This window comes from Mesorhizobium sp. M0217, assembly GCF_040321955.1.
In the GTDB taxonomy this organism is placed as follows: Bacteria; Pseudomonadota; Alphaproteobacteria; order Rhizobiales; family Rhizobiaceae; genus Mesorhizobium.
On record NZ_JAMYSN010000018.1, the window covers coordinates 36,490 to 52,451 of the forward strand.

Annotated in this window: 15 protein-coding genes; 7 read left to right on the top strand and 8 right to left on the bottom strand. The window is 62.5% G+C overall.

Annotated features, from left to right (window positions below; translation table 11 throughout):
• Positions 1-26: 26 nt before the first annotated feature.
• The 3 genes from NKJ18_RS23980 to NKJ18_RS23990 form a co-directional block, all read right to left on the bottom strand.
• Positions 27-1,298: an ABC transporter substrate-binding protein gene (locus NKJ18_RS23980; protein ID WP_023693095.1), complete on the bottom strand. Its 1,272-nt coding sequence runs from the start codon at positions 1,296-1,298 to the stop codon at positions 27-29.
• A gap of 229 nt (positions 1,299-1,527) precedes the next feature.
• Positions 1,528-2,445 (bottom strand): AraC family transcriptional regulator, encoded by a 918-nt coding sequence (locus NKJ18_RS23985; protein ID WP_023671262.1) that lies wholly within the window; start codon positions 2,443-2,445, stop codon positions 1,528-1,530.
• A 94-nt stretch (positions 2,446-2,539) separates the two neighbouring features.
• Positions 2,540-3,349, bottom strand: a complete 810-nt coding sequence (locus tag NKJ18_RS23990; protein WP_023725984.1) for a helix-turn-helix transcriptional regulator — start codon at positions 3,347-3,349, stop codon at positions 2,540-2,542.
• Between the two features lie 113 nt (positions 3,350-3,462).
• Here NKJ18_RS23990 and NKJ18_RS23995 point away from each other — a divergent pair, with 113 nt between their 5' ends.
• The 6 genes from NKJ18_RS23995 to NKJ18_RS24020 all read left to right on the top strand — a co-directional run bounded on the left by NKJ18_RS23995 (position 3,463) and on the right by NKJ18_RS24020 (position 9,861).
• Entirely contained in the window at positions 3,463-4,599 is a 1,137-nt protein-coding gene (locus NKJ18_RS23995; RefSeq protein WP_352759951.1) for an ABC transporter ATP-binding protein, read from the top strand.
• Entirely contained in the window at positions 4,580-5,743 is a 1,164-nt protein-coding gene (locus tag NKJ18_RS24000; RefSeq protein WP_352759954.1) for an ABC transporter substrate-binding protein, read from the top strand. Before NKJ18_RS23995 ends, NKJ18_RS24000 begins: the two co-directional genes overlap by 20 nt.
• A gap of 61 nt (positions 5,744-5,804) precedes the next feature.
• On the top strand, positions 5,805-6,668 hold the full coding sequence (locus NKJ18_RS24005; RefSeq protein WP_023695886.1) for an ABC transporter permease: 864 nt from the start codon (positions 5,805-5,807) through the stop codon (positions 6,666-6,668).
• On the top strand, positions 6,668-7,480 hold the full coding sequence (locus NKJ18_RS24010; protein ID WP_023695887.1) for an ABC transporter permease: 813 nt from the start codon (positions 6,668-6,670) through the stop codon (positions 7,478-7,480). The genes NKJ18_RS24005 and NKJ18_RS24010 overlap by 1 nt, the downstream gene beginning before the upstream one ends.
• 28 nt (positions 7,481-7,508) lie before the next feature.
• Complete coding sequence (locus NKJ18_RS24015) at positions 7,509-8,270, top strand: SDR family NAD(P)-dependent oxidoreductase (protein ID WP_352759956.1); 762 nt, start codon at positions 7,509-7,511, stop codon at positions 8,268-8,270.
• A 187-nt stretch (positions 8,271-8,457) separates the two neighbouring features.
• Positions 8,458-9,861 (top strand): MATE family efflux transporter, encoded by a 1,404-nt coding sequence (locus NKJ18_RS24020; RefSeq protein WP_352759959.1) that lies wholly within the window; start codon positions 8,458-8,460, stop codon positions 9,859-9,861.
• A gap of 174 nt (positions 9,862-10,035) precedes the next feature.
• On the opposite strand, the gene NKJ18_RS24025 is transcribed toward NKJ18_RS24020, so the two are convergent.
• Genes NKJ18_RS24025 through NKJ18_RS24045 form a run of 5 tightly spaced genes read right to left on the bottom strand, consistent with a single transcriptional unit; the run spans position 10,036 to position 14,723 of the window.
• Positions 10,036-10,956 (bottom strand): phosphorylase family protein, encoded by a 921-nt coding sequence (locus NKJ18_RS24025; RefSeq protein WP_352463626.1) that lies wholly within the window; start codon positions 10,954-10,956, stop codon positions 10,036-10,038.
• 14 nt (positions 10,957-10,970) lie between these two features.
• On the bottom strand, positions 10,971-11,762 hold the full coding sequence (locus NKJ18_RS24030) for an ABC transporter permease (RefSeq protein ID WP_023703703.1): 792 nt from the start codon (positions 11,760-11,762) through the stop codon (positions 10,971-10,973).
• Entirely contained in the window at positions 11,755-12,642 is an 888-nt protein-coding gene (locus NKJ18_RS24035) for an ABC transporter permease (RefSeq protein ID WP_023703702.1), read from the bottom strand. Before NKJ18_RS24035 ends, NKJ18_RS24030 begins: the two co-directional genes overlap by 8 nt.
• Positions 12,639-13,676, bottom strand: coding sequence for an ABC transporter ATP-binding protein (locus tag NKJ18_RS24040; protein ID WP_023700444.1), 1,038 nt, complete (start codon positions 13,674-13,676; stop codon positions 12,639-12,641). The genes NKJ18_RS24035 and NKJ18_RS24040 overlap by 4 nt, the downstream gene beginning before the upstream one ends.
• A 27-nt stretch (positions 13,677-13,703) precedes the next feature.
• On the bottom strand, positions 13,704-14,723 hold the full coding sequence (locus NKJ18_RS24045; protein ID WP_352544578.1) for an ABC transporter substrate-binding protein: 1,020 nt from the start codon (positions 14,721-14,723) through the stop codon (positions 13,704-13,706).
• A gap of 216 nt (positions 14,724-14,939) precedes the next feature.
• Here NKJ18_RS24045 and NKJ18_RS24050 point away from each other — a divergent pair, with 216 nt between their 5' ends.
• Positions 14,940-15,938 (top strand): LacI family DNA-binding transcriptional regulator, encoded by a 999-nt coding sequence (locus NKJ18_RS24050; protein ID WP_023739701.1) that lies wholly within the window; start codon positions 14,940-14,942, stop codon positions 15,936-15,938.
• The last annotated feature ends 24 nt before the right edge of the window (positions 15,939-15,962 follow it).

Sequence of the window (15,962 nt, forward strand, 5' to 3'; positions counted from 1 at the left end):
TGGACCGCGCGCCGCGGCCGGGAGGATTACTTCTTCTTCACCAGCTCGTTGGCGTAGGCCTCGAGTTCGTCGAGGCCGCCCTTGACGTCGGTGCGCGTGCCGGTGACCAGCTCTTCCAGGATGATGCCCCAGCGGTCGCCGAGATCCGGCCAGCGCGGATCCTGCCAGAAGTTCACCGCCGTCACCTTGCCGGTATCGGCAAGCGCCTGGCCGAGATCGGCGCCATAGATGTCGGCGAACTCCTTGCTGGACAGCACGCTGGTGCGGTTGAGCTCGCCGAATTGGTGCGCGTCGAGCCGGCGCTTCTCGTTCTCCTTCGACGTCGCCCAGGCGATGAACAGGCCGGCGCATTGCTTCGCGGCGTCATCGGCATTGGCCTTGGCGGCGATGGCGAGGCCGTGGCCGTAGCCGCCGCCGGTCAGTGGCGAGGGCGGCGGCAGGAAGCCGATCTTGCCGACCACTTGCGAGGTCTTCGGGTCGACCGCCATGCCCGACAGTGGCGTCGATTCGACCAAGATGGCAACCTGGCCCGACAGGAAGGCGCCGGTCGATTCATCCCAGCTGCCGGTCTGCGTGCCGGGCGCTGAATCCTTGAACAGTTTAAGATAGGTCTCGGTCGCTTTGACCGCGGCCTCGGAGTTGAAAGCCGGCTTGTCACCGTCGAACCATTTTCCGCCATAGGCCTTGAAGAACGGCATCCAGCGCCAGACATTGGCGCCCGAGCCACGCGCGCCGCGCAGCGCGATGCCGTACATGCCCTTGTCGGGATCAGTCAGCTTCGGCACGTCGGCGATCAACTCGTCCAGCGTCTTCGGCGGCTGGATGCCGGCGGCTTCCAGAATGTCCTTGCGGTAGACCATCAGGTCGCCGCCGCCGGTCAGCGGCGCGAACCACACCTTGCCGTCATAGGTGGCGACCTTCTGCCGGCCCGGGTCGAAATCGGCGTAGTCGTAGTCAGCCGGGTAATAGTCGGTGAGCGGCACGATCCATTTCGACGAGGCGAACAGCGCGACATTGGCTTCGTCGACATAGTAGACGTTGTAGTTGCCCACCGTGGACGCATCGGCGCGCGATTTCGCCCGGCGGTCGTTCTCGTTGAGATAGTCGATCTGGAAGCTGGCGCCGGCCAGTTTCTGGAACTCGTCCTTGGACGCCTCCAGCAGCGTCAGCCCGTCACGCGGTTGCGCCAGCACCTTGACCGGCGCCGAGCAGACCGGCGCCGCCAGCGCCATGGTCGAGAGGGTCGTGGTAAGCATGAAAGCTGCGCTTATGCTCGCAGCGAGCCGAATTGGTTTCATTGATTTTCTCCTCCAGGAACAGTCGCAGGAAGCGGAAGTCTTCGGTTGCGCGATCCTCGCCATCGCCCGAGCGACAAGCCACCCATCGCCAAAATGAGGAGTTGCTAAAGGCCGCGCTAGAAGCCTCGTTGCAGCAGACCTGTACTTTTATGCATTGTGCGCTGCAAAATCCGGCCCGCCTGCACGGCCTCTGTCACATGAGTACCGATGGAGTGAGGAAGGCCGGTTTTCAGGCGCGCATCGTCATCCGCTGCTTCGACAGCTTGCGGTAGGATGACGGCGTCATCCGGTGCTTGCGCAGGAAGGCGCGGTTGAAGTTGGAGATGTTCATGTAGCCGACCTGGAAGCAGATGTCGGTGATCGGAATATCGGTGTCCGCCAGCAGCTTGCAGGCTTGCCAGAGCCGGAGCTTGGCGATGTGGTCGCTGAAACTGTTGCCGGTGTTCTTCTGGAAGAAGCGCGAAAACGTGCTTTCGCTCATCCCGGCCAGCTCCGCCGCCTCCGGCAGCTTCAGATCCTCGGCGAAATGCTGGAAGAGATAGGTCAGCGTGCGCTGGATGATGTCCAGCGAGGTTGCGTCGAGCGCGGGTGAGAAATCCGGCGAGGACAAAAGCTCGTATTCGTCTGTCCTGGCCAGCAGATCGACCAGTTCGAGGAAGAGGCAAAACCGGGCGAGCCCGTGCACGGTGCCCATCCGTTCCATCAGCGCAGCGCCGTCGAGCGCGGCGCGGCCATGGAAGACGATGCCGCGCAGCGATCGCTCCAGGAACGGTTCCAGTTCGCGCAGCTCCGGCAGCAGTCCCGCCGAGCCGCGCAGCCGCTGCGGATCGAATTGCAGCACGATGTCGCGTCCTTCGATCAGCTCGCCGGGTTGCACCGATGTCACCCAGTCATGCGGCAGCCCGCCGCCGACGATGCTCAGGTAGCCCGGCCCGAATTCGCCGATGTGATCGCCGACCAGCGCGACCCCGGAAGACTTCCGCAGGAGATGGATCTCGTATTCCGGATGAAAATTCCAGACATTGCGCTCCCAGGGATAGTCGTCGAGCCGCCACAGGAAACTGTCGCTCGCCTCGGTGACGATGTGCTCGAAAGCCGGCACCGTGCGAGGGATCGCGGCCGTGTTCTTTCTGCGCCTGAATGCCATCGTCTGCTCTCCGGGGCGTATGAGGAAGCGACTGGTTTCGGGTAATCCGTAGCAGTCTGTCGCCCGCAAGTGAACGATGTCTGCCTCAGCGATTTCAACGCCGGCTCTCGATGATCTCAATGAAGCGGGCGAACAGCCCGGCCTGGGATTTGACGCCGAGTTTGCGATGGATGTTGCGGCGGTGAACCTTCACCGTTCCCGGTACGATGCGCATGGCTCTCGCGATCGACTCGGTGGAATGCCCCTGCAGCACCAGATCGACGACATGCTTTTCGCGCGGGGTCAGCGACAGGCTTTCCCAAATGTGGGCGCGGTCGAACTCGTTGACGGCGGCGATCGTCTCGCCCTGCTCCGCTTCGTCCTGCTCCTCGGCCGAAAGTGCGGGCCAGCGCAACCGGGCGAAGTTGATGACCGCCGGCGCCATGTCGCGCAGCAGCCTGGCATCGGCGGTGCCGAAGGGACCCGAGGCGTGCAATCGCATCAGCGACAGCACCAGCGCATCCTTGCCGGGCAGCGGCACGAAGAAGCCGACCTCCTCGGCCAGCCTTGTCTGGCTATAGTAGGTGCGAAAATACTCGCTGGCATAGAAGCGGTCGGGCGCCAGCTCGCGCATGCGCCAGAACCCCTCCTTGCGCTCCACCGCCGCGTGATGAAATGGGTCGAGCAGATAAGGTCCTTCCTGATAGAGCGTGACGAAGACATGGCTCTCGGCCGGCGAGAAGGTTTCGAACAGCAGCGGCGGTCGCGATGCGCCGCGATAGCCGAAGATAACGCAGTGGTCGAAGCTGACATGCTGGCTCAGCCAATCGACCATTGCCTGGCCGAACATTTCGCCGCTGGTCTCTCGCGTTGCCGCGACAAGGGCTGCGAGCCGGCTGTATTCGTCGCTGCGGGACGCACTCAACCTATACCCCCTCAAACGAGAAAATAGATCAGATATACCACCTGCGAGGTATATACTAGCCGCCATCGGCTCTGGTAGCGTCCTGAAATAGCCCTGTTGCTGGAGCCAGCACTTTGACCGCAGTGCCCGACATCGAGTTTCGCGGCGTCACCAAGCGCTATGGCGCCGTGACCGCTGTCAGCGGCATCGATCTGGCTGTGCCGCCCTCCGCCTTTGTCGCCCTTCTCGGACCGTCCGGCTGCGGCAAGACGACATGCCTGCGCATGATCGGCGGCTTCGAACAGCCGAGCGAAGGCCAGGTGTTCATCCGCGGCCAGGACATGGCCGGCACGCCGCCCTATCGCCGCCCGGTCAACATGGTGTTCCAGCAATACGCGCTGTTTCCGCATCTCGATGTGGAAGCCAATGTGTCCTACGGGCTACGCCAGGCGAGGCCGCGCCTGTCGTCGCAGGAAATCGGCCGACGCGCTGGCGAGGCGCTCGAAATGGTGCGGCTTGCCGGCTATGGCAGCCGCAAGATCCACGAACTCTCCGGCGGCCAGCAGCAGCGCGTCGCACTGGCGCGCGCGCTGGTGAACAAGCCGGCGGTGCTTTTGCTCGATGAGCCGTTGGCGGCGCTCGACAAGAAGCTGCGCACCGACATGCAGATCGAGTTGCAGAACCTGCAGCGTGAAATCGGCATCACCTTCGTGCTGGTCACCCACGACCAGGAGGAAGCGCTGTCGATGAGCGACTTCGTCTGCGTCATGAACGGCGGCCGCATCGTCCAGCTCGGCCAGCCAAGTGAAATCTATGACGAGCCGGCCGACCTGTTCGTCGCCGATTTCGTCGGCAAGACCAATCTGTTGAGCGGCAAGGTCGCCGGGCATACCGGCGATCTGGTGAATGTGGCGCTCGCCGACGGCACCGTCATTGCGGCGCGCAAACGAACTGCCTTGCAGCAGGGCGAGCCCGTTTCCGTCAGCCTGCGCCCTGAATCGCTAAGCCTCGGCGCCACGGAAGGCAGCCTGTTCAAGGGCATCGTCCGCAACCGGATATTTCTGGGCTCGACCGCGGAATACGCCATCGAGGTCCAGGGCATCGGAACGCTGCTGGCCAAGGCCGACCATGTGATCGGCCACGGCAATCTCTTCAAGCCGGGTGAACCCGTCGCCATCGGCTTTGCCTCCGGGACGCCGCTGGCGTTTCCGGAGACCAAGAACAACGGGACCAACCAGAGGGTAGCAAAAAATGTCGAAATCATATCGTGACGGACTGCCGATAAGCCCTGAGAACTTCGTCGACCAACTGATGCGTTTGAAGCGCGGCTCGATCGGCCGCCGCGACTTCCTCGGCCTCACCGGGCTTGGCATCGCGACCGCGGTGATGGCGCGCGAGATCGGCATCATGCCGACGCCGGCCTTTGCCGCCGAAAACCTCGGCGACCGCATGTCGATCGCCACCTGGCCGAATTATCACGACCCGCAGACCTTCGAAAACTTCAAGAAGGACACCGGCGTCGCCGTCGAGGTCAATGTCTTCGGCTCCAATGAGGAAATGCTGGCCAAGCTGCAGGCCGGCGCCTCGGGCTGGAGCCTGTTCGTGCCGACCAACTACACGATCTCGACCTACAAGAAGCTTGGCATCATCGATCCGCTCGACATGGCGAAGCTGCCGAATTTCGACGGGTCCCAGGAAGACCCACGCTTCACCTCGGAAGGCACGATCGACGGCACAACCTACGCCGTGCCGAAGAACTGGGGCACGACCGGTTTTGCCGTCAACACCAAGAAGCTGACCAAGCCGATGACGAGCTGGAAGGAGTTCTGGGACGTCGCCATGGCTGAGGGCGATGGCCGCACCATGGTGCACGACTACCAGCTGACCACCATCGGCAACGCGCTGAAATATTACGGCTATTCCTTCAACTCGCTGAAGCAGGACGAACTCGCCAAGGCCGAGGAACTGCTGCTCAAGGTCAAGCCGCATCTGTTTGCGGTCTCGTCCGACTACCAGCCGGGTATGCGGGCGGGCGACGCCTGGATGACCATGTGCTGGACGAATGACGGCGCGCAGCTGCATCGCGATATCCCAGAGATCGCCTATGTGCTGGGCAAGGAGGGTGGCGAGATCTGGACCGACTTCTACGCCATCCCGAAGGACGCGCCGAACAAGCCGGCAGGCTATGCCTTGCTCAACTATCTGATGACCCCTGAGGTTGCGGTGAAGGAGCATCTGGCCAATGGCGCGCCCTCGACCGATGCGCGGGTCAACAAGCTGCTGCCCAAGGAAGTGCTCGACAATCCTATCCTCTATCCTGCGGCCGACCTGTTGACGCCGCTTGAGTTCGGCGCGGCGGCAACGCTGACTGACCCAGGCCGCGCCGAGCTGATGGCGCGCTTCAAGTCGGCCTGAGGCTGGCCTGAAGCAAACGGAAAACCGGCGGGCATATGCCCGCCGGCCTCGGGGCGGTTCAATGCACGGCAACAAACTTCGTCACAATCTCCTGACAGCGCTGCTGCTCGCTCCGGCCACAGTGTGGCTGGTGGTATTCCTGGTGCTGCCGTTCATCGCCATTGCCGTGTTCAGCGTCGGCGAGCGGGCGCCGGAGGGTGGCTACCAGGCCGCCTTCACGCTGGCTCAATACGCCAACCTCCCGGCGCGGGCGACTGCCTTTTGGAACACGATGATGCTGGCGCCGGTGGGCGCGCTTGCCTGTCTGCTCGTCGCCTACCCGGTCGCCTACTACCTTGCCCTGAAGGCGCCGGAGCGCTGGCGGCTGATCCTGCTTGCGCTCGTCGTCATTCCGTTCTGGACCAGCCTTTTGATGCGCACCTATGCCTGGATGTACATTCTGGGCGGACGCGGCATTCCCGCACTGCTGGCCTTTGTCGGCATCGAGGATGTCAGGCTGATCAACACGCCGGGCGCCGTGCTGCTCGGTATCGTCTACGGCTATTTGCCCCTCATGATCCTGCCGATCTATGTCAGTCTCGAGCGGCTCGACCGAAGGCTGCTGGAAGCCTCCGCCGATCTCGGCGCGACCCCGCTCTCAACCTTTCTGGGGGTGACGCTGAAGCTGTCGCTGCCGGGCGTGATGACCGGCTTCTCGCTGGTCATGATCCTGCTGCTCGGAGAATACCTGATCCCGACGCTGCTTGGCGGCGGCAAGGTGTTCTTCATCGGCAATGCGCTGGTCGACCTGTTCCTGCAGTCGCGCAACTGGCCGTTCGGATCGGCCATCGCCATCACGCTGGTGGCGGTTTCGGTGGTGGTTCTGATCGCGGCAAACCGCGTTTCGACACGGGTGTCGGGCGCCCGCAGGGTGGATCTGATCTGATGCGCGCCTTCGTCACCGCCGTCTTCGCCTTCCTCTATCTGCCGATTGCGTTGGTCGTGCTGTTCTCCTTCAACGCCGGCCGCCATGCCAGCGAGTTCACCGGCTTTTCGGTGCAGTGGTACGGCACGGCGCTGTCGAACCCGTTCCTGGTCGAGGCGTTGAAGAACAGCCTGTTCATCGCTACCACCAGCGCCCTTCTGGCGGCGGTGTGCGGCACGGCGGCGGCACTCGGCCTGACGCGGGTGGGGCTCAGAACCCGCGCCGTCTTCGACGCGCTGATGGGTGCCGCGATCGTCGTTCCCGGCGTCGTCATCGGCATCTCGACGCTTGTCGCGCTGGTCCAGCTGTTTGGCGTGCTCAACCCGTTCCTCGCCTCGATCTGGCCAAACGACCAGCCGCCGCGCCTGTCGCTCGGCTATGGATCGATCATCGCCGCCCACGGCCTGTTTTCGATGGCGTTGGTGACGATAATCGTCGGCACGCGTCTCGCCAGCCTCGACCGCAACCTGGTTGAGGCCTCGAGCGATCTCTACGCCACGCCGCTGACGACGTTCCGCTCGATCGTGCTGCCGCAGATCATGCCGGCTGTGGTCGCCGGTTTCCTGCTCGCCTTCACCTTCTCTTTCGACGATTTCATCGTCGCCTTCTTCGTCGCCGGCGCGCAGACGACGCTGCCGATCTATGTCTTCGCCTCGATCCGGCGCGGCGTGACGCCGGAAATCAACGCCATCGCCACCATCGTGCTCGTCGCCTCGGTTCTTCTGGTGGTGCTTGCCCAATGGCAGCTGCGCCAGCGCCAGCCGTCAAACTGAACAAGCCATCCAGCTGAAAGACAAATTCATGATCCTTAGAGACCGCATCGCCGTGGTAACGGGCGCCGGTTCCGGCATCGGCCGCGCCGGCGCCATGATCATGGCCAGGGAAGGCGCGCTCGTGGTTATCGCCGACCGGGATCTGGCCAGCGGCGAGGCGACGGCTTCCGACATCCGCGCGACGGGTGGGCGCGCCGAGGCGATTGTCACCGACGTCTCTGACGACGCGGCGGTCGGACAGCTCATCACGGGCACGCTCGGCAAATATGGCCGCATCGACATCCTGCACAACCATGCCGGGATCCAGGTCGGCGGCACGCTGACCGAGGTCGAGGTCGATGGCATGGATGCGTCCTGGCGCATCAATGTACGGGCGCAGTTCCTGGCCGCGCGGCTGGCCATGCCGGCGATGGTCGCACAAGGCGGCGGCGTCATCCTCAACACGGCCTCGAATTCCGGCGTGTTCTACGACCGCGAGATGATCGCCTATGCCACCTCCAAACATGCGGTTGTGGCGATGACCAGGCAGATGTCGCTCGATTATGCCCGGCACAATGTGCGCGTCAACGCGCTCTGTCCCGGCTGGGTCGACACGCCCTTCAACGAGCCGTTCATCGCCCAGATGGGCGGGCGCGGAGCGATCGAGGCCTATGTCCGCACCAAGATCCCGATGGGGCGCTGGGCGAGCGCCGAAGAGATCGCCGAAGCGATCCTGTTCCTCGTCTCCGACCGCTCATCCTTCATGACCGGCCAGGCGCTGGTGATCGACGGCGGCGAAAGCATCGGCTGATCCAAGGGCCGTCGGTAGGAATGGTTCCCGCCTCTGGCTCAATCGCCGGCTGCCCGTCCTCCCTTGCCTTCATGCCGCATTTCGTCCAATAGAACGACGCAAACGCTGCGAAACCGAAGGTTTTGCCGTTTGGAAGTGCGGCTTCCGGCCTCGTTGCCGACGCGCCGCAACCGGAAAGAGCAGGACAATGTCTGCGATCGAAGCCGGCGCTCGTGCGCCGGAAAATCTTTGGCGTCAGGAAATCAGGGCGACGCTGGCGCTGGCCTGGCCGATGGTGCTGACCAATCTCGGCCAGACCGCGATGACCGCCACCGACGTCATGATGATGGGGCGTCTGGGCGCGGACACGCTGGCCAGCGGCGCGCTCGGCGCCAACCTCTATTTCATGCCGCTGATCTTCGGCCTCGGCCTGATGCTGGCGACCTCGCCGATGATCGCCACCGAGCTTGGCCGCCGGCGCTATTCGGTGCGCGATTTGCGCCGTACCGTGCGCCAGGGCCTGTGGCTGGCGATCCTGATCTCGATCCCGATCTGGATCGTGCTGTGGCATGGCGAGGCCATTCTGCTGGCCATGGGCCAGGAGCCGGCATTGGCACATCAGGCCGGCATCTATCTGCGCTGGCTGGAATGGGCGGTGCTGCCCTTCTACGGCTATATCGTGCTGCGTTCCTTCATCTCGGCGCTGGAGCGGCCGGGCTGGGCGCTGATCATCGTCTTCGTCGCCGTCGCCTGCAACGCCTTCTTCAACTGGGTGTTCATGTTTGGCAATCTCGGCGTCACCTCAATGGGCATTGCCGGTTCGGGGCTGGCGACCACCCTGTCGAGCACGCTGATGTTCTGCGGCCTGGCAGCCGTGGTGATGCTGGAGAAGAAGTTCCGCCGCTACCGCCTGTTCGGCCGCTTCTGGCGCTCCGACTGGCCGCGCTTCAAGGGTCTGCTGCGGCTCGGCATGCCGATCGCCGGCATCCTCGCCTTCGAGGTGACGATCTTCAACGCCGCAGCCCTGCTGATGGGCCTGATCGATGCGGATTCGCTGGCCGCGCACGCCATCGCCATCCAGATCGCCTCGATCTCCTTCATGGTGCCGCTCGGCCTCAACCAGGCTGTGACGGTGCGCGTCGGCCTGGCCCATGGCGCCGGCAATCCGGCCGGCGTTTCGCGCGCCGGCTGGACCGCCTTCGTCATCGGCGTCTCGTCCATGGCGCTGATGGCGCTGGTGATGGTGCTGTGGCCGCATCTGTTGATCAGCGCCTTCATCGACATGACCGATCCGGCCAATGCCAGGGTGATCGCGCTGGCCGTGTCGTTCCTGGCCTTTGCCGCGCTGTTCCAGATCTTTGACGGCGCGCAGGCCGTTGCCGCCGGCATGCTGCGCGGCCTGCACGACACCAAGGTGCCGATGATTTACGCGGCGATCGGCTATTGGGGCATCGGCCTGCCGCTCGGCGTCCTGCTCGCCTTCCATTTCGGCCTGCACGGCGTCGGCATCTGGATCGGCCTGGCGTCAGGTCTGGCCGTGGTGGCGGTGCTGCTGCTCGCGCGCTGGCTGCGGCGGGATAGGATCGCGCCGCCGCTCGTCTTCAGCCATTGAAGACGCACCAGGCGGTCCGCCAGTTGCCCGAAGCAGTCACTGCAGAGCAGATGTCTGGCGTCGCCTTTTGGACCGGAAGCGGCCGAACGCTTCGGGCGTGGGATCTTCAAAAGCGGACTCTCAGTTCGACGCGAGCATCGTTGCGAGTGAACGATCCCAGACTCTCGCTGCTTTTCAGAACCGGGTAGAACGCTCTGCCGGTTGGGGCGACTTCAAGCCGTGGCAAGAGCATTCCGGATTGGCCGGAAGTCGCGCCGCGGTCTCCAGCGCAACCCGCGAGGCTGTCATAGAGAGGCTCGGCAGCACGTGCTCCTGCAGCAATTTCTGGCGCTCGCGGTCCATATAGTCGTTGAAGCCGGCCGTGACGAACGCCAGGGGCACGAAACAGGCGCCGATCTCGCGCGATAAGGTGGCCTCAGGGGCGATCGAGTGGTTGAGCACGTCCGCTCCCATGTTTCGATACGCCAGAGCTTCGGCGGGAGTTGTCAGTCGCGGCCCGTAGCAGTGGGCAGCCACCAGCTGCTGCTCGATGCCATGGACGCGGCATCCGGCTGGCCAATGGCGCCGGGCGGTCTCGGCCAACAATGCCGCACATCTTGGACATACGATCTGCTTGCCCGAGCAGTCGAAGCTCTGGCGGCCAGGCAGAAGTGAAAACGGGGTCTGCGACAGTTCGATGATATCGGCGTTTACGACTATGTCGCCGGGCTGGATCGCCTTGTTGACGGCGCCAACGGTCGAGCAGGCCAGCACTTGCCTTACACCCGCTTTCATCAAGACCCAGAACGCGCGGCGATGACAGGAATGGTCGATATGGTCTCGGGGATTGCCGTGCGAATACATGCACAGGGCACGTTTCGTTTTGCCCTCGACGGTAATAGATGCATCGAATTCGAGCAGTTTCCAATTGTCGCTGGGACCGAAAGGGGTTTCGAAACTCATGTCTCGTTGCAAGGTGCGGACGCCATCGACTTCGACATCTTCCGGAAAGGCGAGACCCCAATTCGCCGAGCCGGTGATGATCGCCAACCCCACCTGGGGTATGTCCGTTGAATGATCCGCCAGATCGTCGGCTGCATGATGATTGTTGGGCATGTTTCCAATCTCGGTCAGGATTTTTGGCGAAGGGTCACGACGAGGACAACGACCACGACGATGACGGTCCACAAGGTCGAAATCGCCGCAATGGTCGGGTCGATCTGATCGCGCAGCGACAGGAACATGAGCTTCGGCAGCGTGCTGTTTTGACCACTCGCGACGAAGATCGAAATGACGGATTCATCGAGCGAGGTCAGGAAGGCCATCAGCGTCGCCGACAACAGACTTATCCGAAGTTGGGGGACAATTATTCCGCCAATGGCTCTTGCCCAGTTTGCGCCCAGGCTGCGCGCCGCCTGAACCTGGTTCCAGTCAAAGCGGGCCAAGGCGGGCACCAACACAATGCAGGCGACCGGAATGGCCAGCACCACATGTCCGACCAGGACACCGAACAGCGTTCCGACCAGACGTTGGGCCGCCAGAACAAAGAAGAGACCAATCGCGAGCAGGATTCCCGGCACGATAGAAGGGGTTAGCAGAATACCCTGAATGGCAATGGCGGCCTTTCCGCCGAGCCGATTTATCGAAATGCAGGCCAGCAGCCCCAGGGGCACTGCGATCATCGCCGTCAATGTGCCAAGGATCAGGCTCGTCCTGAGTGCGGCCATCCATGCCGCCGAACCGAAGAAAGCCTCGTACCAGCGCAACGAGTATGCGCGCGGCGGGAACTCCAAAAGATTGGACGCCGAAAAAGAGAGCGGCACGACGACGAGCGTCGGCAGCATCAGGAACGCCATAACGAGCGCGCAAAAGCTCCACAGGAGGATGCGGGCCAGCCTGCTATCTGGATAGGCTTCAAGCATGGGCTGTGCCGATGCTGCGTCCGGCAATCAGCCGCCGCGCAGCCAGGAACATCACCCCCACCAACGCCATTAGTACGAGGAGCAGGATGCCCAGGACGCTCGCCGAGCCCCAATCCTGGAAGGTCGATAGCGTGCGCTCGATCCGGGTGGAAAGAGGGTTTACCTTGCCGCCGCCAAGCACCGCGGGCGTGATGAAGAACCCTATGGTGTAAATGAAGACGATGATCGAACCCGAGAAGATGCCGCCGGCCGAAAGCGGCAGAATGACCGTGCGGATCGTTTGTCCGAGCGTGGCGCCCATGCTCGCCGACGCGCGAACGAGGTTTGCATCGATATCGCGCATCGCCGCATAAACGGGCAGCAGGAAGAGCGGCAGCATGTAGTGAACCATGCCGATGAGCGTTCCCGTTAAGTTGTAGACCAGCGGCAAGGGCTCAGCTGTCAGGCCTGAACCGGTCAAAGCCGCGTTGATCAGGCCATCGCGTCGCAACAGAACGAGCCAGCCATAGGTGCGCACCAGAATGGAGGTCCACAACGGCAGCATGACGAAGGCCATCAGCAAATTCGCCACCCTTGGTCTGGTGCTGGCCAGGGCGAGTGCCAAGGGGGTACCGAGTAGAATGCAGATCGCCAGCGTGCCCACGGACAGCTCAAGGGTGGTGACGAGTGCCGACCATGTCAGTCCGCTCGAAAGCACTTTCTCGTAGTTGCCGACGGTGTATTCACCCGCTGTGGTGAGGAAGGATTGCCGGATAATCCAGACGATGGGCAGGATCGCCGCCAGCCCAACGATCAAAAGCGCGGGCACTGAAAGCGACAGGAAGAACCGCCGCTCGCGTCGTGCGTCTGCCGCCAGCGCAGGATCGGCGATGACGGTCACGCTCCTGCTCCCGGTATCGCGTGAACTTTCGCTGCCGGTGCATATGCGGTCACTCGCTGACCGGTCGCAAGCTCGCCGCAGCCGCTGGCCATCGCCGCCGGAACGCAGACAAGAATCTCTTGCCCGCCGTCAAGCGCCAGCGTCAAAAGCCAGTTCTCGCCGCGAAACGCCTTGGCGCGCAGCGTTCCCTCGAGCGCCACCCCGTCTCGCCCGACGAGCTTCGCATCAAGATGGAAACTTTCGGCGCGGATCATCAGAGCTTCGCTTGATGCATCGGCGCCGTCTATTCTGCGCACCGCGCCCGGGGCCACAATGTTGGCCTCACCCATGAACTCAGCGACAAAGCGGGTCGATGGACGATCATAAATCCGCTGTGGCGTGTCGATCTGCTGAATACGGCCGGAATTCATCACCGCGACCCGGTCTGACATGATCAGTGCTTCGCGCTGGTCATGCGTCACATAAATCGTGGTGATCCCCAGATCATCGTGCAGACGCCGGATCTCGTACTGCATGGTTTCGCGCAAATTCTTGTCGAGCGCCGACAACGGCTCGTCCATCAGCATCACGCGCGGCTCGAAGACGATCGCCCGCGCTAACGCAACCCGCTGGCGCTGGCCGCCGGACAATGCGGCAATGTTGCGCTCCGCCAAACCTTCGAGCTTCACGCGGTCCAAAGTGTCGAGCGCCCGCTGGCGGGCGTCGGCTTTCGGTACCTTGCGCAGCACCAGCGGATACTCAACATTTGCCAGAACGTTCATGTGGGGAAACAGGGCGTAGTTCTGGAAGACTATGCCGATGTTGCGCCTGTTCGGGGCCAGGCGGGTAATGTCGCGATCGCCCAACAGAAGTCTACCGGAATCCGGCCGGACAAAGCCGGCCAGAGCCATGAGCAGCGTGGTCTTGCCCGATCCCGATGGCCCCAGCAGCGTGAGGAATTCGCCAGCCCGAATGTCGAGCGAGACATCGTCCAGCGCGACGTAAGATCCATAGGTCTTGCGCACGCTGTCGATGGTGATCGGGAGCGACTTCATCATGTGCTCAAGCCTTAGAGCTGAGACTCAGCGGGCCATCATCTCATCGAAGGCTTTTTGGGCAGCCTCGCCATTCCTGACCCACCATTCTGAATTCGAAAACACCGAAGTGCCGGCATTTTCAGGCGCGGTCGCCAGCGTCTTGAGACGGTCCTCGGGGATAAGGCCACCCTCATAGCCAGCAGGATTGACCGGGCCATAGGCTATGAAGTCGGTCAGCTTCGCCACGCGCGCGGGCTGTGTCATCGCTGCGATGAGCTTCATAGCTGCTTCCTTGTTCGGCGCCCCTTTCGGCACCGCAAGACAGTCGGTGCCAATGACGGAACCCTTGAACGTGTAGTCGGCCGCGCCGCCATCTGCTTTTACGGTTTGGGCCCGCCCGTTCCAGGTAACGACCAAATCCGCCTCACCATCTTTCAGCAACTGCGCCGACTGCGCTCCCGAGGTCCACCAAACGGCGACATTCGGCTTGAGTGCTTCGAGCCGCTTGATAGCGCGATCCAGACCCTCTGGCGTGCTGAGAACGGGATAGACGTCCGCCGGTGCTACGCCATCGGAGAGCAGCGCGATCTCGATCGAGTCCTGGGCATTGGCACGCAGCGCACGACGGCCGGGGAATTTGGCAACGTCCCAGAACTCCGCCCATGTCTTCGGCGGGTTTTCGCCATAGGTCTTGGTGTTCCACGACAAGACGGTGCCATAGGAGTCGAATGGATAGCAGTAGTCGGACTTTGCGCCGTCCGGCACGGCCTTTGGGTCGATGATCGTGTAGTCGAGCGGCTCCAGCAGCGACTGTGCGGCGGCCTGCGCGCCCTCCGGTGAGCCCAGGTGAATGACGTCGGTTGTGACCGCGCCCGAGGTAACCTGCATCTTCAGGGCGGCCAAGCCGTCGCTGAGGGTCTCCTCGCCGACATCATAGCCAAGCTCTTTTGCAGCGGGGCCCCACATGGCTTCCTTCATGGCGTTGCCATAATCGCCGCCCGCGGTCGTGATGGTGACTGATTGGGCATAGACCGGCACGGCGGCCGAGAATGCGAATGCCGTCAAGGAAATGCGTAACCAAGACATAGGTTCTCCTCCCTAGAATTTGTTGAGACGCGCTAAAAATGGCCAATTCTTGCCAATCGTAACGTTACGATTGCATCCAATTGCAGGAGAGTCAAGCTGCTTTAGCGAGAGCTTGGATTGACCGTGAGGTGGAATTCGGTCACGTAGTGGAAGTCAGCAAATCAGCCGGCGCTTTCGCAAATGAGGTCGGGCGACATGACCAACCTGAAACAGATCGCGGCGGAACTTTCCCTTTCGGTGACCACGGTATCCCGCGCGCTGAAGGATGGGCCGGAGGTTCATCCCGCCACCATCGCTCGCGTCAAGGAAGTGGCGCAGCGGGTCGGCTATGTGCCAAATCATCATGGCTTCGCGCTCAAAACTGGCCGCACGCTGACGATGACAGCAATCTACCCGATGGAAACACAAGATCATCTGTCCGATCTGTTGAAGCTTCCGTTAATCGAGGGCATGACGCTGGCGGCGCGGCAAGCGGGTTATAGTCTATCCATCTACTCCACCACGCCCGATGATGACCCCATCGAGAGTGTGCAGCGACAGCTTCAGGCGGGCAGCACAGACGGACTGATTATCACGCGCATGGTCTCGGGTGATCCACGCGTTAAGCTATTGCTGGATAGAGGCATGCCATTCGTCGCGTTTGGAAGAACTGACCTGGATACAGCATATCCTTATGTCGACATCGACAATGAACAGATTGCCTACGAGGCGACCCGGCGGCTCGTGGACAAGGGCTGCCGACGCATTGCGCTGCAACTTCTCGTTCCGGGCGACCAGGCGAGTGCCATGCGTCTTTCCGGGTATGGAAGGGCAATGGCCGAGGCTGGTATTCCGATCGACCAGTCGCTGATCGGTCATGGAATGTTCACCATGGAATCGAGCGCAGCCTGGTTCGATCGCATGCTGGCCTGGTCAGATCCGCCGACGGGCTTGGCTTGCGCCAACGAACTGGGCCTTTTGGGGGCACTACACGCTCTTGGCAGAAGAGGTCTCGCGCCAGGGAGTGACATCCACATTGTCACTCGGGACAGCACGCGGCTGTCACGTTTCTTGCCTGCGAAGATCGGCGTTCATTTCGTGGACATAGCGGGTGTCGGACGCAAACTTGTCGAAGTCCTGGAGAGCCGGATCGTCAATCCCCTCGGGCCGGTGGAGACGGTCTTGTTCAAAGGTGAGTTCGACCCTGGCGAATAGTCGGGCGAAGAAGTCAGTTGTCCG

What these genes read in the sequence shown, in the direction of transcription:
- NKJ18_RS23980 (WP_023693095.1), bottom strand. Translation starts at nt 1,298, where the DNA reads ATGAAACCAATTCGGCTCGCTGCGAGCATAAGCGCAGCTTTCATGCTT.
- NKJ18_RS23985 (WP_023671262.1), bottom strand. Translation starts at nt 2,445, where the DNA reads ATGGCATTCAGGCGCAGAAAGAACACGGCCGCGATCCCTCGCACGGTG.
- NKJ18_RS24000 (WP_352759954.1), top strand. Translation starts at nt 4,580, where the DNA reads ATGTCGAAATCATATCGTGACGGACTGCCGATAAGCCCTGAGAACTTC.
- NKJ18_RS24005 (WP_023695886.1), top strand. Translation starts at nt 5,805, where the DNA reads ATGCACGGCAACAAACTTCGTCACAATCTCCTGACAGCGCTGCTGCTC.
- NKJ18_RS24010 (WP_023695887.1), top strand. Translation starts at nt 6,668, where the DNA reads ATGCGCGCCTTCGTCACCGCCGTCTTCGCCTTCCTCTATCTGCCGATT.
- NKJ18_RS24015 (WP_352759956.1), top strand. Translation starts at nt 7,509, where the DNA reads ATGATCCTTAGAGACCGCATCGCCGTGGTAACGGGCGCCGGTTCCGGC.
- NKJ18_RS24020 (WP_352759959.1), top strand. Translation starts at nt 8,458, where the DNA reads ATGTCTGCGATCGAAGCCGGCGCTCGTGCGCCGGAAAATCTTTGGCGT.
- NKJ18_RS24025 (WP_352463626.1), bottom strand. Translation starts at nt 10,956, where the DNA reads ATGCCCAACAATCATCATGCAGCCGACGATCTGGCGGATCATTCAACG.
- NKJ18_RS24030 (WP_023703703.1), bottom strand. Translation starts at nt 11,762, where the DNA reads ATGCTTGAAGCCTATCCAGATAGCAGGCTGGCCCGCATCCTCCTGTGG.
- NKJ18_RS24040 (WP_023700444.1), bottom strand. Translation starts at nt 13,676, where the DNA reads ATGAAGTCGCTCCCGATCACCATCGACAGCGTGCGCAAGACCTATGGA.
- NKJ18_RS24050 (WP_023739701.1), top strand. Translation starts at nt 14,940, where the DNA reads ATGACCAACCTGAAACAGATCGCGGCGGAACTTTCCCTTTCGGTGACC.